Origin of the sequence: Cobetia sp. AM6, from assembly GCF_009617955.1 — a bacterium.
Lineage (GTDB): Bacteria > Pseudomonadota > Gammaproteobacteria > Pseudomonadales > Halomonadaceae > Cobetia > Cobetia amphilecti.
Genome location: NZ_AP021868.1, coordinates 1,536,092 through 1,550,183 on the forward strand (window position 1 = coordinate 1,536,092; position 14,092 = coordinate 1,550,183).

Below are 14,092 nucleotides of genomic sequence, written 5' to 3' on the forward strand. Positions count from 1 at the left end.
AGTTGGAATGATGGCCGACATGCGCTTGTGAGGCGGCCAACCAATTTCACGCTATCACTCTTCGTAAATCAGCCAACCCGAAATGCATGCCTCAGAAGGCATGGAAAGTCGAGAGTCACGCATGCTTAGGGTTATTGGAGGGATGCCACTAGCAAGTGCATGATATGTGAGTGTTATCTCTGGGATGAGGTTGAAGAAAAGTGAAATCATCTGCCTGGTCGTGCAGGCGGTGCAGCCGAATCGCTGCCTGTGGTCAGAGCGATACCAGGCGCGCCAAGAAGGCGTTGGAGAACGCCACATCATTTGCCAGATCGAGAGTCATCTCTCGTATTCCCTCTGATAGGCTCACACACTCACTCATGGGGGCCTGAGCATGTGGCGCGCCATGCATTTCAATCGTGGGGAGTTCTCCGCTCGTGCCAGGGTCGTTGGAGGCTATCGAATCTGTGGCTGGATAGACGATTGGGGCGGGTGTTGTCGGGGAAGAGAAGGGATCCAGTTGGATCGCAGCATGCTCGTCGGGTAAGTCGTCAAACAGCCGGTAGGCGTAGTGCCGTAACGTGCTTTCGTTGAGTGCATAGAAATAGCACGCATCATCTTGTGCATGTCGACGCCGTATGATTCGGCCTAGCACCTGACGAAAATACTGTTCGGTCCTGACGTGGCTGAGGTAGCAACATACCTGCAAGCGGGGAATGTCGATCCCTTCACTGACCATGTTGACGGAGACAATCCACGAGGTATGGCCGTAGCGAAAGGCCTCAAGTCGTGCGTGCGCCCCTTCCGTCTGGCTGGTTACCAGACACACCGTCTGTCCCATCTGTTTCAGACAATCAGCGATGTCTTCCGCATGGGAAATGTTGGATGCCACCACCAATCCTGCGGCGGTCGGGTCTTTCTCCTGAAGCTGTCGCAAGCGTTGGCAGCTGACGTCCAGCAAATGCTGCTGAGGCCCCGGGTGACGCAGCAAGGCGGCGTAATGCACCCCTGGATGACGCAACAGGGCTGGGATGCTTTGGTAATACAGTGTCTCACGCTGCGCCTGCTGTTCTGCCACCAGACGTATGTCGTCATTATCTATCAGGTATATCTGGGGAGTACGGCAGACATCATCCTGGATGGCATCACGCAGGGGATAAGTGAAGTCTGGGATCAGCGCGAGGCGGTCACTGTCCGCCGATGGCAGGGTTGGCGCCGATGGCTCGGACGCTGAGGCGTCTTCATGGCTCGGTGCCATATAACGCAGCATCGGAAGGCAACTGCCATCAGTGCGCCAAGGAGTGCCTGACAAGGCGAGCGTAAAGCGAACATCGCGCTCCAATGCCAAGAGTGCCAATCCCCATTGATTGGCGCCGGTGGCTGCCGAGCTGGTGTAGGCGTTTTTTGCGGCGCATGCTGTCGCGCCGGCGGCATGGTGGCTTTCGTCCCATACCAGCAAGACACGTCCTTGGCGACAGAGTTGCTTGAGGTCCTCCAGGCGGAAGCTGAGCGCTTGATAAGTCAGCGCGATACCGACATCCCCCAGCCGGCCCTGCATGGGGCGTCCCAGAATTTGCGAAAACGTTTCACGCGCACGCTCTACCACGGCGGAGGTGGGGCCCAGATAGATGACGTGATCAATGCTCCCGTCGAGAATCAGCTCCTCAGCCAGTACGGCTGCCATCAGCATCTTGCCCGCACCCGGAGTGGCCTGGCACAGGAAATGGGGCTGCTGATCCGAAAGCCGTTGAAGCGCTGTCTCAATACAACGCGCTTGCCAGGCTCTGAGTGTCGGGCTTGTCAGAGAGGGCAGTAATCGATTGATCTGACGCGGCGTCATGAGGCACCTCCAGCATGGCGTTTTGCAGAGAGCGCCAGCACGGCAGCCAGTTGTCCCTGGAGTTCGCAGGCGCGCTGAATTGCATCCTCCTGGAGTGGAGCGATGTCGGGTTTCGCCTCCGGATAGTCCTTTGCCAATTGATAGAGGTGCTCGGCTTCCGCGCTCGCGGCCCGCATGGATTTTTTCAAGGCTCGACGTTGTTCCTGCAGTGCTGCATCGAGCGGTAGATGCGATGTGCTATCGGTTTTCGACGTGGCAAGATCCTGTCGATTGCTCGGCAAGGGGATATCCGGTGAGCGCTCCGAAGTGCTATCGATGAGTTGATAGACGCGGCGGCGCTTGCCGATGGTGTCGGACTGAACAGCTTGACCATCAATGACCAGGCGATCGATCAGGTCTCCGACACGCTGCAGGACAATAATGGGTTTATAGCCCGCCAACTCTGGATGTTTCATCAGCTCGTTGCGGCAGCTGACTTTCGTGAAAGGAGTCGGTTTATCCTTCAAGGCTTTCAGCCACTGTTGGAAGTGCTGTTTGATCAACTGTCCTCGCCGATAAGCTGCTGCAGTTGAGGAATCTTGGAATGTGGGAATGCTCGAGGTGTGAGGAGGAGAGCGGTGCTGGCTCTTTGAAGTGACGGTAGATGACGAGTCGTGTGACGACGAGGTCTCAGGCGTCTGGGAAGACTCGGCTATTGCCTTGCCTGTAGCAGTGGCCGCAAGAGGAGTAGATGAGGGTGTTTGTGTGGTATGAGAAGAATTCGAGGTCATGACAGCACCTCGTTGCAGTTGCCAACGATACGTGCACGACAGTCTTGGGAAGGGGGGTCGGGATAGCCACCATAGGGGGTGGGCAGATCGGGGCTACGCGGAGATGCCGTAGTCTGAATGACCATGGTTGAAGCTCCTAGAGTTGAGGAGCCGCACCCGCTGTCGCCAAACAGTGATGGGGGCGGCCGTACGCAGGTTGGCGAACCGGCACTCTAGGAAACCGGCAGACCCGAGGGTCTCCCACGCACGACCGCCATAACGCATGGCAGACACAAAAAAAGCGCCAACCATGGTCTGGGGCGCTTATGCGCCTAGAGGTATTCGAGTCGCCAAACCCGATCGAGGATTTTGCCTCGATAAACTGAATCTAGCAGATGAAAGAGAGGTCGTAAATATCACCTTCCGGTTCGTATCGAACGTTATTTGATTTCGTGAGAAGTGCGGGGGGGGGAGAGTGTTATGGCGACAACATTCAAGACTGCGACGACGCGCATGTCGTGGGGCGTCATTGTCTGCGCCTTGAAAAGGGTGAGGCTATCTGGCCGCGAAGTTTTCCTTCACTTTCTTGTCACGTACTTTCTTCGCCATGCCGGACAGCAGCACCTCTCACTACGGGGATGCCCCCTCACACGACGAGCACTGCTTGTTGAACGTGATGTGTCAGCAGCCCCCTCAGATGGCCAAGGCCACCAGGAAGCGAGAGACCATGTTGTAGGCGGCAACCGTGGCGACGGCTTCGATAGTCTGCTGTTCACCGAACAGGGTCTTTAGTGTCTCGATGATGGCTCCATCGACTTCCACTTGGCGGGTTGATTGATCCGTCAACGCCAGCAGTGCACGTTCTTCTTCATTGAAACGAGTTGAAATGCCTTCCTCACGCAGCGCGTCACATTTCTCCTGTGTGCCGCCGGCCTCCAGGTAGGCGGGTTGGTGTACTTGCCATTCAAACTCGGCCCGATTGAGCACGGCCACGCGACACATGATCAACTCGCGATATTCCAGACTGAGCGCGAAGTCCTTGCGAACACGGCCCAGCAGCCCATTCCAGCCCGTGGCCAGGGGCACACTCTTGAGCAGATAGCGATCGATCCCGATCAGCTCTCGGTTGGGGCGGCGTGCTTGCATGCTTTCCAGCAGGTCAGCAGGGACGGCATCGCCGTCTTGCCAGGGAGTTACACGTGGTTTTGTCTCAAGACCTGCCGCCAGGGAGGGGGAGGCGGATAGGGTGGTGCCTGATTGCGGGAAGGAATTTGACTGTGACATGGGGCTTCCTGTGTCCAGAAAATGCCATGCCCCGGGACGCACGTGGTGGTGGAGTCTGTCGCAGGGCGGGGCAATGATGATGGGGAGTGGCGATACGCGGGGATGGGCGATGCAGTAGGAGCATCGCCACGTGTGAGCCCTGAAATGAATTGCCTGGCTGAGCAAGTCAGTTGGTGCGATGTGGTCAGGGGCATGACCCGGTGTTCATTTGGCCGCGAAGATTTCCTTTACTTCCTTGTCGCGTACTTTCTTCGCCATGCCGGTCAACAGCACCTTGAACAGCAGGCCACTCACCAGGGTGGAGAGCGTCAAGGTGAAGAAACCGGCCAGGATCCAGTCCACCAGGACGAAGCCGCTATTCGTCAAGGTCGGGTGATAGAACACCATGCCAGCGAAGACCACCCAGTGGCTGATGCAGAAGAAGCATTGGAAGAGGTGGCCGATCATGTGGCCAAAGCGTTGTGCGTACTGACGCAACGGTGCGAACAGCTCACCCTGGGTGATCGAGATCGCTATGCTGCTGGCCGCCAGGGCCATCACGAAGCAGGTCCATAGCGCGTTCAGCGTCTCGGGGGAAAATACGGTAGTCATGGGGATCCTTGTGTGTCTTCGTCAAAGTGACGAGTGGGGGAAGTCAATGGGTCGTGCTCAATGTCTGTCGGTGCGGGTGTCTGGTTATCTCTCAGCCTTCTGTCTAGCGTGCGGTCAGCATCCGGTTGACACCTTGGGTGGCAGCATCGATGGCGCCCGCGAGGTGACCCGGGAATTGCGGCGACCATTCACTGGCAATGCCGAAGTGGTGTTGATGCCAGGGACCCTCATTCGCTTCCGGTGGCGGCACCGAGACATGGGATGCCACGTCTTCCAGGTCTGCCGGGCTCGCGATGAAGGGTGAGGTAGCCCAGTCCTTGAGGACATCGCTTTGGGGACTGGCCGCCTGAGGGCCAAACAGGCGACCCAGCTGTACGCGGCAGTGCTGACGTAATGCCTCCGGCGTGATCTGACGTCGGTAACCAGCCGGTACCCCCACGAATCCGAAGAGTGCACCTAAGCCTTCCATTGGACTGGCGTCGTGAATCTCCACCATCGGGCCACGCGTGCTGCGTGCGGTACCGGACAAGCCGGTCTCGCGCCAGAAAGGACGATCGTAGACCGCGAGATACTTGGCATGGGGAGCCATCCAGGTCGCGGTCTGCTGCCACTGTGTTGCCAGAGCGCTCGGGAGTGCCGGCGTGAATTGGATATGCTGGAGAGCCTGACGTGGCGGGACGGCCAACAAGACCTGCTCCACCTCATGGTTCATGCGATGTCCGCTGCCATCCTCTGCGCTAAGCGCAATCCCGTCTGGCAAGCGCTCGAGATGACGGACGACCTGCCCAGTCAATACCTTGTCCGCGGGAATATCGCGACGCAGTCGCTCGATCAGCGCCTCCATTCCTCCCACCACACGCATGGCGGTCAGCGAATCCCTGACGCCAGCGGTGCGCAGAGGTTTCTTGTCCGTGGCGCGCTCGAGAAGGCTGTCGCCTGCCGTTTGTTGTGCAAAGCACTCCAGATCCAGTGTCTGTATCAGCTGTCCCATCTCGCGCTGATGCTCAGGCCAGAACCAGGTCGGCCCCAGGTCCAGGCGCCGACTCGTACCGGTGTCGACGCCTGCTGGCAGCAGGGACGCGATCCTTCCACCCGGGTCTGACTGAGCCTCCAGCACGAGGTAGTCCCGCATGCCTCGGCGTTCCAGCAGCCAGGCCGCATACAGGCCTGCGAGTCCGGCACCAATGATGATGACTCTTGATGAGTGCTGACTCATGGCGTCTCCTGAATGGCCAGATGCCCTGTCTTGAGGTAGAAGGTCGCCCCCTGTGTACCGGCGGAAAGCATCAGCGGTTCGCTGGCTGGCAAGCGCAGCCAGCTGCCGGCAGGGCAGGACTCGTGCCCCGGGTGCAGGCAGCCCTCCAACACGAGAAGTTCGGCACCGCCAGTGTTTGTCATCAGCGGAAGCTCGGCATGTGGCGCCATGCGCTGCAGGCTCACCTGCTCGGTGGCACTGGTATACAGTGGGCAGACCTCGCGGCCATCCTGCTCATGCCAGTTGGCCGGGTCCCGCGTGTTGATGCGTACCGCCTCATGCTCCTCGGACGGCATCTGCCGCAGCTTGACGAAGATCACGCAGCCGTCGGTGCTGCTGGGGGTGTGTCGCGAGTCTGGCGGGTTGCGCAGGTACCAGCCTGCAGGGAAGTGGAGCGAGCCATTTTCCGTGAAGGTGCCGGACAGCACGAGAATCTCTTCGCCTTGTGGATGCTCATGCGCTGAAAAGTGGGAGTCTGGTGCATATCGGACCAGGCTGGTGGCCCTTGCCTTTTCCTCCCCGATACGATCCAGCATCATGCGTTCGACGCCTCCCTCCGGGGACGGAACCCACTGGTAGTGATCGGGTGTGATGCTGGCACGTCGTGAGAAGTCGGCATTGAGGCGCATGTAGAGCATCTCCACGTAGGCGAGAGGGGAAGAAAACCTTTTTCAATGTCTGGCGGTCATCACACCCGAGCGTCAGGGCATGAGCAGGACTGCACACATACCGTCAAGGTGTCACGATCGGTGATTGCGGGTATTCTGGAAGCTGATTGCCCATTCAACAAACGAGATTAACTAGGCAGTAGGGAAAGAAAAACTTTATCGCCATGACATCGCCCAACCATCTGAATGCCTTGCGTGCCTTCGAAGCGAGCGCCCGCCACAAGAGCTTTGCCGCTGCGGCAGAGGAGTTACACGTCACGCCTGCCGCTGTCGGTCAGCTGGTGCGTGGGCTAGAGGAGTGGCTCGGCGATTCGCTGTTTCATCGTGCCAACAGCGGCAAGACACGCCTTATCCCGACAGAGCTTGCAGAGCAGGCACTACCCGATATCCGCGCCGGATTTGAGAAGTTGTCTCTCGGGGTGGAGCGTCTCAAGGATGGCACTCGGCGTAGTGTGCTGACGGTGACAGTCAGTCCTGCCTTTGCCGCCAAATGGCTGTTGCCACGCCTGCACCGTTTTCAGGCGGCGTGGCCTGACATCGATGTGCATCTGGATACCAACCACAAGCCGGTCGATTTCTCACGGGAGCGGGTGGATATCGGGGTACGCTACGGGCCGGGCAAGTGGAAGGGCGTGGTGGCACAGGAGCTGATGCATGAAGAGGTCTACCCCGTCTGCTCGCCACAGCTGCTACGTGACCCCGAGCGCTTGAAGACGCCCGCAGCCCTGTTGGATGAGACACTGATTCATGACTTGTCCATGGAAGGCCATGACGGTTTTCCCTCGTGGAACGGCTGGTTCAAGAGAGCCGGTCTCACGGATGCTGATTCATCGCGCGGTCTGCAGATCAACAATTCTGCTGCAGTGCTGCAGGCCGCGATCGATGGTCAGGGCATTGCGCTGGCGCGTGGAGTCATGGTTCACGATGATCTTGTGTCGGGGCGTTTGATCAGACCGTTTGATGGAGTGATGTGTGCCTCCTCCCTGGCGTATTACGTGATCCATCGACCCGAGGTCACCCACGTGGCCAAGGTACAGGCATTCCGTGAATGGTTGCTGGAAGAAGCCGGGCTCAGTTGCCGAATACCCTCGACGTCAGGGTCGTGAGGGCTCTGTGATCAAGCAAGTCTACCTGGCGGGTCATTAGCCAATGACATCAACGAGCAGGCATTCTGGGAATGGTTGCTGGAAGAGGTCAGCTGAGTGTTCAGTTGACGTGGTCGAGTGGGCAGGTCCCCTCGGCTTACAGCTTGAGCAGTATCGGGGTAGCCATCGCACACCTCATCCTGCCCGATAACGCGCCTGAGTACTCGAGGGACTCTCACCGAACAGACGGCGATAGTCCCGGGCAAACTGGCCCAGATGATAGAACCCCCAGTCGCTGGCGATCTGACCGATCGTGCTCGTTGACAGGGGATCGCAAAGCCGCCGCCGTACTTGATTGAGTCGGTTGAAGCGGATGAACTGCATCGGACTGAGACCAAGGATGCTGGTGAAGCTATTGTGCAGTGTCCGCTGACTGACGTGGGCGATACGACAGAGGCTCTCGATGCTGACCGGTGCAGGCTCCCCTCGGTTCATATGCTCGCGTACGCGCTCCACTACCTGCCGTCGATGGTGATAGCTGGGGTAGCGGTCGGTGAGAGGTGTCCATTCCTCAAAAATGGCGGCAACAGCCAGTGACAGAATGCCCTGATGCACCTGAACCTCGAATCCCGGCCCCTGTCGCTTGATCAGGCGGTCCATCAGGAAGGTGACCCCTCGCCGAGTCCCTTGCGTCACCCCGAGTCGCATCATGTGCTGAGGATCCCCTTCCAATAGCGTCAGTGCCGACTCCCCCGCGACCTCGAGCAGCCAGTCACGCCGCAACACGAGACAATGGATCGCGAAGGTATCGGGCGTGGTCAGCGCGAAATCCTGCCCGCCCGGCTGACACATGATGTCGCCTTTCTCAAGCGCGTAGCCATTGATCCGGCAGGGCTGTCGCTCGGCGGGAATACCGATCCACAGGGAATCCGGCCAGACATGACATTGCTGGTCCAATGCCTGGCTGGTGTATTCCTTGAATACCTGCATTCCCGGCAGATGGAGTTCATCGATACGTCCGTAGAAGGCGCCCTGACCGTACTGATCGTAGTGTTGCGACCAGTCGGTCAGGTTATGCGCCTGTTCATTGACGTCCCATGCCTCCCGTGTGCACTTGCCTGGTGCATGCTCGAAAATCCCGTGCTGCCAGGTGGCATCACTGTCGTCCGTTCGTGATACATCTTCGTGCATTGATCAATCAACTCATTGTTATTGTTGGTGTTTTCAGCTTTGCCGGATGCTGATAACGCATCACCTCACGCTGTCGTTAGTCTGAGTCATGCAACTTTCGCGCACAGAGTCATGCCGTGAGCCAGATCGTGGGTCGTGAGATTGGCCACTGGCTTCTGACCGCAGACGAAGTGTGACACCGAGACCGCAAGACCCCCGGTCTTCCCATGTCAGCGAGGTGGTGAGATGTATACGGAAACTCTGATAAATCAAACAAGACACGAGTTGGTCACTTGCCTGGAAAAATGGCACATGGCGGAAACCTCGCGGATCTCGCTGCTGACCATGTCAGAGAACGCGACCTTTCTGGCCGAGGACGACGAGGCGGGACGCAGGATCATCATTCGGGTTCACCGCCCGGACTATCACTGCCGGGAGGAGATCGAGTCCGAGCTGGCCTGGATCGAAGACCTGCGCACGATGGCACGGATCAATACGCCGGCCCCGGTCATGACCACGACAGGCAGCCCTGTGTTGAGCATCTCCGCCGGCGGGCGATCCTTGTATGTTGTGGCCTTCGAGCATGTGGTCGGCAGTGAGCCGGATATCGGCGATGACTTGCCGCAGTGGTTTGAACGGCTGGGCGCGATGACTGCCACGCTGCACGAACACAGTCGTCGCTGGCAGCCCCCTGAAGGCTTCGTGCGCAAGCGTTGGGACCTGGAAAGCATGATCTCGCCCCGTGGGCTGTGGGGCGATTGGCGAAATGCGCCGGGCATGACGGTGGAAGAGGCCCAGGCCATCAATGCTGCCATCCCTTATCTCAAGTCGGAGATTGCCTTGTATGGCACGGCGCCACAGCAGTTCGGTCTGGTCCATGCCGACCTGCGCTTGACCAACCTGCTGGTGTCACAGGACAGCATGGCGATCATCGACTTCGATGACTGCGGCTTCTGCTGGTATGCCTATGACTTCGCTGCGGCGATCAGCTTCCACGAGACGGATTCGTGCATCCCGCAGCTCAGAGACGCCTGGATCAAGGGATATCGTTCGGTGGCCGAATTCCCTGCGGCAGATGAAGCAATGCTGGATACCTTCATCATGCTGCGTCGCATTCTGCTGTGTGCCTGGCTGGCCACGCATCAGGAGAGCAAGGAAGGCAAGACACTGAGTGATGGTTTCAGCCGGGATACGGCCATCATGGCGCGGCGCTATGTTCAGCAACGAGGGGGCCAGTCACGAGAGGGCCAGCAAGGTGTCGTGCAGACACCGGGCATGCAAGAACACGACGATCAGGCGGATGTTGATCGGACGAGTACAGATTGGACAGGTACAGATCGGGCAATCAATGACAAGGTGAGGATGGCGTGATGGAAAAGGTACGCGGGATTCTGGATCAGAACGCCTTCAGCATGGCGCACATCGACAAGGCAGATGCGCGAATCGGCGCACTGGTACGCAAGCGGCTGGAAACGGTAGGGCCGACGTCCATGCTCTTCTATGAGGAGCCGCTGCACATCGTACGAGGGGAGCGGGTCTGGTTGTTCGATGATCAAGGTAAGCGCTACCTGGATGTCTACAACAATGTGCCGTCCATCGGCCACTGCCATCCTCGCGTGGTCCAGGCGGTCGCCGAACAGATGGGGACCCTCAACGTGCACAACCGCTATCTGCACGAAGGCATCCATCGCTATGCCGAGCGCCTGCTGGACACGCTGCCGCGCACGCTCAATCGACTGGTGATGATGTGTACCGGCAGTGAAAGCAACGACATGGCGCTGAGGCTGGCGCGTGGCTGGACGGGCCGGCAGGGGATCATCGTCACCGAGGCGGCCTATCACGGCAACACGGCCGCCGTGACGGAAGTCTCACCATCCTCCTACAAGCAGGGAACGCCGCCGGATCACGTGCATATCCTGCCGATCTCCCGGATGAGTGAGCAGGCAGACCCGGCCGCCTGGTTCGCCGAGCAGGTGCGGTTCGGCATCGAACAGCTGGAGGCGAGGGGCCATGGATGTGCGGCACTGCTGGTCGACTCCATCTTCTCGAGCGATGGCATCTATGCAGACCCCGCCGGTTTCCTGAAGCCCGCGGTCGAACTCCTGCAGGCCCGGGGCGGCCTGTTCATCTCCGATGAGGTCCAGCCCGGCTTCGGGCGCACGGGGCAGGGGATGTGGGGCTTCTCGCGCCACGGCGTGACGCCGGATGTGGTGACCATGGGCAAACCGATGGGCAACGGCTTCCCGATGTCCGGGCTGGCGGCACGCGAGGAGTTGCTGGCGGTCCTGAATACCGATGTGGGCTACTTCAATACCTTCGGCGGATCACCGGTCGCCGTGGCGGCGGGCACGGCGGTGCTGGACGTGATCGACGAGGAAGACCTGATGGCCAATGCCACACGTCAAGGCGAGTACTTCAAGCGACAGCTCCAAGATATTCAGGCACGTTTCGAGGAGGTGAGCGATGTACGAGGCGCCGGGCTGTTCCTGGGATTGGATCTCTGTGACCCGACGCGTGACGGAGCGCCGGACGCCCAGCGCACCACGGCGTTGATCAACGACCTCAAGCGCAATGGCGTGTTGATCGGCGGGGCCGGCAAGTCCGGCAGTACCTTGAAGATCCGCCCGCCACTGTGCATTGAGCGCTCGGAAGCCGACCTCTTCCTGGACAGGTTCGAGCAATCCTTGAGAACGACTGCCAGGTAACCCACTCGCAATACGTCATGGATCATCGGTGAATAACTCCGCTTCGGAGCGGCAGGTTGCAATTGTTAAGCAGGGTATTGCACTGGCTCGTGTGGTAATGGCTCACGATGTAATTGCTTGAAGGCGTCTGGTGAGACTTTTCGATGAGGTGATATGCGCGTGTTCCTTGGCCTATTACGTGATTCATCGGCCTGGGGGGGCAACGCTTGCCAAGGTGCAAGCCTTTCGCGAGTGGTTGCTGGAGGAAAGTGGCAGCGAGTCTCGTGGATCTGATGGAAGCTGCTGATGAAGACACCGGCCCCCATGACTGACGTCTTGTTTTGAAACCATGAGCTGCAATGCAACAAGGGGAGCCTCGGCTCCCCTTGTTGCGTAAGCATGAGTGGATCTGGTCGAGGATCAGAAGTCCATGGTCAGCCCAAGGTTCAACCGGCGGCCATCCAGCACCACGCCGTAGGTGTCATTGGTGACTTCCTTGTCAGCGATGTTGTAGAGGCCAGCCTTGACGCGGGCGCTCTCGTTCAAGGCATAGACGACACCCACATCGAAGAAGGTATAGCTCGGCGTGCCTTCACTCATGCTGGTACGTGACAGGTAATCACTGGTTTCGCCACGGTAGTTCCCCTGTGCCCACAGGTTGAGGTCGTGAGTGGCTTGCCAGTCCAGCGCCACGTTGAGCATATGTTCCGGGATCTTGTTCAAGGGCTCGCCCTTGAATTCACCACTTTTCTGCTCGGAGTCGGTGTAGGTGTAGCTGGAGCTAAGGTTCACGCTTGGCGTGATGGCATAGTCCAGTGACAGCTCGATGCCCTGCATGACAGCTTCGTCGATGTTGCGGTAGGTGCTGACGAAATAGTAATCAGTGCCGGCATAGCTGCACTCGCGGAAGGCGGGATCGGAGAAACCTTCATCCGGGCCCTGGCAGAGGCGGTCTTCGGAGATCTTGTCCTTGAACTGGGTGTAGAACAGGGTGGCGCCGGCGCTGAGCGTGCCAGACTGGTTCTGGAAGACGGTGCCCAGCTCGTAGTTGGTACTGGTTTCCGGATCCAGCTCCTCGTTACCGATGATGACAGCGCTACCCCGACCGGTTCGACGTCCAAAGCCCTCTGTCGCAGCGGATAGGCTCGGCTGACTATAGCCCGTGGAAACCCCGCCCTTGAGTGTCCATTGCGGGTCAAGGTGGTAATTGGCATAGACGCGCGGCGAGAGATGTCCGCCAAATAGCTCGTCATCGTCGTAGCGCAAGCCGGTGGTGACGTTGAGGTCCTCGGTCAGACTCCATTCCATCTCGACGAATAGCGCCGCGATCCAGCGATCGACGTTATCGACGGCCCCCGGGACATTCGAATCCAGCAAACCATTGGTCTCATCGGTCAGCTGCTCGAATTTGTACTGACCGCCGAAGGTCAGCATATGGTCGCCCCAGAAGTACGTGGTCTGGTTGTTGAGCGTGGTGACTTCTTCGCGTTTCTCATCATCGGAGTCCAGCACGTTCTCCGAGATATCGTGCTGTAGATAGGTGTCCGTGAGGAAGCTGCCGTAACTTCCCTTGTGGCCAAGGGTATAGACGTCCTTATCGTAGCGATAACGACTGGTTTCGGAATCATCCGCGATGCTGACGCCAGCATTGTGAGTGTATTCTTTTTTGGAAGCGGTATAGCCGAGCGTGAACGCATTGTCCTCATCTGGCGTCAGCGTGAACTCGGCACCTCCTTGACGTGTGTCGCTATCGGGCATGCTTTCGGCATTGTCGCTACCGCCCTGGTAATCGCTTTCTTCATAGCCGGTCCAGTTGCCATGGACCTTGAGGCCGAGCAGGCCTTCGATGAGCGGCCCGCTGGTATAGAAACTCAGCTGCTGACCGTCATTGCTGATGTCGTTGAGCGAGTGGGTATATTCTGTCGTGACAGACCCTGACCAATCATCCGCCACCTTCTTGGTGATGATGTTGATGACGCCGCCCATGGCTTGTGAGCCGTACAGCGATGACATCGGTCCGCGAATCACTTCCACTCGTTCGATCATCGAGATCGGGGGGAGACCAATCTGCTTGCCTTCATCATTGCCATTGGTATTCACGGAGCGGCCAGCCGAGAGCGGGCGGCCATCGATCATGTAAAGCGTGTAGCTGTTGTCCATCCCTCGAATACTGATGTCCTGAGAATTCCCGCCCCCCGTAACATAGACGCCAGGCACATTATCCATGGCATCTGTGATGTCCGTGTACGACTGCTTGTTTAGCTGCTCGCCGGTAATGACCGAGATACTGGCAGGGGCATCCGAGATCACCTGCTCGTAGCCGGAAGCTGTCACCACCACAGGTTCCAACTGGCTGGATTCGTCAGCCTGTACGCCAGCAGGTAGGCAAGCGGCGGCGATACCGATAGCCAAGGCCGATCGAGCAAAGGGGAGTGCGGGGACTGTCATGTTCCTGGATCCTTGAGGTCGCGATTATGTCGTTATTGAGCCACGAGGTTTTTTAGGGTTGTGGGCCACTGAGTGCTCTGTTGACGTCGACTTCGGGTAAGGAATACGACAGACGTCATCGCATCAGTGTCGATCTTTTTTTTCGTATTTAAGAAAACAAATGATAAACATTCGTATTTTTTAGTTTAGGTGTGTTTCTTTGTTGTCAGAGTTGCGTTCTGCGCAACCCTCAGTGGTGGCATGGAGTCGTTCGTAAATTGCGGGTTGTGCAACGCACAGTTGCATGATTTTGAGGAAATAGCCGTGCTAGGATCGCAAACACAAATGATATTAATTATT

Annotated in this window: 11 protein-coding genes; 3 read left to right on the forward strand and 8 right to left on the reverse strand. The window is 58.3% G+C overall.

Annotated features, from left to right (window positions below):
* Positions 1-253 precede the first annotated feature (253 nt).
* From CLAM6_RS06545 to CLAM6_RS06570, 6 genes are all read right to left on the reverse strand, one after another.
* Positions 254-1,819, reverse strand: coding sequence for a DEAD/DEAH box helicase (locus CLAM6_RS06545; protein ID WP_153635478.1), 1,566 nt, complete (start codon positions 1,817-1,819; stop codon positions 254-256).
* On the reverse strand, positions 1,816-2,589 hold the full coding sequence (locus CLAM6_RS06550) for a hypothetical protein (RefSeq protein WP_153635479.1): 774 nt from the start codon (positions 2,587-2,589) through the stop codon (positions 1,816-1,818). Before CLAM6_RS06550 ends, CLAM6_RS06545 begins: the two co-directional genes overlap by 4 nt.
* Positions 2,590-3,261: 672 nt before the next feature.
* A complete protein-coding gene (locus tag CLAM6_RS06555; RefSeq protein ID WP_153635480.1) occupies positions 3,262-3,852 on the reverse strand; it encodes a carboxymuconolactone decarboxylase family protein in 591 nt (196 codons plus the stop codon).
* A 204-nt stretch (positions 3,853-4,056) separates the two neighbouring features.
* Positions 4,057-4,443, reverse strand: a complete 387-nt coding sequence (locus CLAM6_RS06560) for a DUF1360 domain-containing protein (RefSeq protein ID WP_153635481.1) — start codon at positions 4,441-4,443, stop codon at positions 4,057-4,059.
* A gap of 103 nt (positions 4,444-4,546) precedes the next feature.
* Entirely contained in the window at positions 4,547-5,659 is a 1,113-nt protein-coding gene (locus CLAM6_RS06565; RefSeq protein ID WP_153635482.1) for a flavin monoamine oxidase family protein, read from the reverse strand.
* The gene (locus tag CLAM6_RS06570; RefSeq protein WP_153635483.1) at positions 5,656-6,327 is read right to left on the reverse strand and encodes a cupin domain-containing protein; all 672 of its coding nucleotides are present in this window, start codon (positions 6,325-6,327) and stop codon (positions 5,656-5,658) included. Before CLAM6_RS06570 ends, CLAM6_RS06565 begins: the two co-directional genes overlap by 4 nt.
* A 203-nt stretch (positions 6,328-6,530) precedes the next feature.
* On the opposite strand from CLAM6_RS06570, the gene gcvA reads away from it, so the two are divergent.
* Positions 6,531-7,472, forward strand: coding sequence for a transcriptional regulator GcvA (gene gcvA, locus CLAM6_RS06575; RefSeq protein WP_153635484.1), 942 nt, complete (start codon positions 6,531-6,533; stop codon positions 7,470-7,472).
* A gap of 174 nt (positions 7,473-7,646) precedes the next feature.
* Here gcvA and CLAM6_RS06580 read toward each other — a convergent pair whose 3' ends face one another.
* Positions 7,647-8,642, reverse strand: a complete 996-nt coding sequence (locus CLAM6_RS06580; RefSeq protein WP_153635485.1) for a helix-turn-helix domain-containing protein — start codon at positions 8,640-8,642, stop codon at positions 7,647-7,649.
* Positions 8,643-8,933: 291 nt separating this feature from the next.
* On the opposite strand from CLAM6_RS06580, the gene CLAM6_RS06585 reads away from it, so the two are divergent.
* Positions 8,934-9,992, forward strand: a complete 1,059-nt coding sequence (locus CLAM6_RS06585) for a phosphotransferase enzyme family protein (RefSeq protein WP_242007761.1) — start codon at positions 8,934-8,936, stop codon at positions 9,990-9,992.
* Complete coding sequence (locus CLAM6_RS06590; protein ID WP_153635487.1) at positions 9,992-11,326, forward strand: aspartate aminotransferase family protein; 1,335 nt, start codon at positions 9,992-9,994, stop codon at positions 11,324-11,326. The genes CLAM6_RS06585 and CLAM6_RS06590 overlap by 1 nt, the downstream gene beginning before the upstream one ends.
* Positions 11,327-11,725: 399 nt before the next feature.
* On the opposite strand, the gene CLAM6_RS06595 is transcribed toward CLAM6_RS06590, so the two are convergent.
* Positions 11,726-13,753 carry a TonB-dependent receptor domain-containing protein gene (locus CLAM6_RS06595; RefSeq protein WP_153635488.1) on the reverse strand — a complete coding sequence of 676 codons (2,028 nt, stop codon included), beginning with the start codon at positions 13,751-13,753 and terminating at the stop codon, positions 11,726-11,728.
* Positions 13,754-14,092 lie beyond the last annotated feature (339 nt).

What these genes read in the sequence shown, in the direction of transcription:
- CLAM6_RS06585 (WP_242007761.1), top strand. Translation starts at nt 8,934, where the DNA reads ATGGCGGAAACCTCGCGGATCTCGCTGCTGACCATGTCAGAGAACGCG.
- CLAM6_RS06590 (WP_153635487.1), top strand. Translation starts at nt 9,992, where the DNA reads ATGGAAAAGGTACGCGGGATTCTGGATCAGAACGCCTTCAGCATGGCG.
- CLAM6_RS06595 (WP_153635488.1), bottom strand. Translation starts at nt 13,753, where the DNA reads ATGACAGTCCCCGCACTCCCCTTTGCTCGATCGGCCTTGGCTATCGGT.
- CLAM6_RS06570 (WP_153635483.1), bottom strand. Translation starts at nt 6,327, where the DNA reads ATGCGCCTCAATGCCGACTTCTCACGACGTGCCAGCATCACACCCGAT.
- CLAM6_RS06550 (WP_153635479.1), bottom strand. Translation starts at nt 2,589, where the DNA reads ATGACCTCGAATTCTTCTCATACCACACAAACACCCTCATCTACTCCT.
- CLAM6_RS06580 (WP_153635485.1), bottom strand. Translation starts at nt 8,642, where the DNA reads ATGCACGAAGATGTATCACGAACGGACGACAGTGATGCCACCTGGCAG.
- CLAM6_RS06545 (WP_153635478.1), bottom strand. Translation starts at nt 1,819, where the DNA reads ATGACGCCGCGTCAGATCAATCGATTACTGCCCTCTCTGACAAGCCCG.
- gcvA (WP_153635484.1), top strand. Translation starts at nt 6,531, where the DNA reads ATGACATCGCCCAACCATCTGAATGCCTTGCGTGCCTTCGAAGCGAGC.
- CLAM6_RS06565 (WP_153635482.1), bottom strand. Translation starts at nt 5,659, where the DNA reads ATGAGTCAGCACTCATCAAGAGTCATCATCATTGGTGCCGGACTCGCA.
- CLAM6_RS06560 (WP_153635481.1), bottom strand. Translation starts at nt 4,443, where the DNA reads ATGACTACCGTATTTTCCCCCGAGACGCTGAACGCGCTATGGACCTGC.
- CLAM6_RS06555 (WP_153635480.1), bottom strand. Translation starts at nt 3,852, where the DNA reads ATGTCACAGTCAAATTCCTTCCCGCAATCAGGCACCACCCTATCCGCC.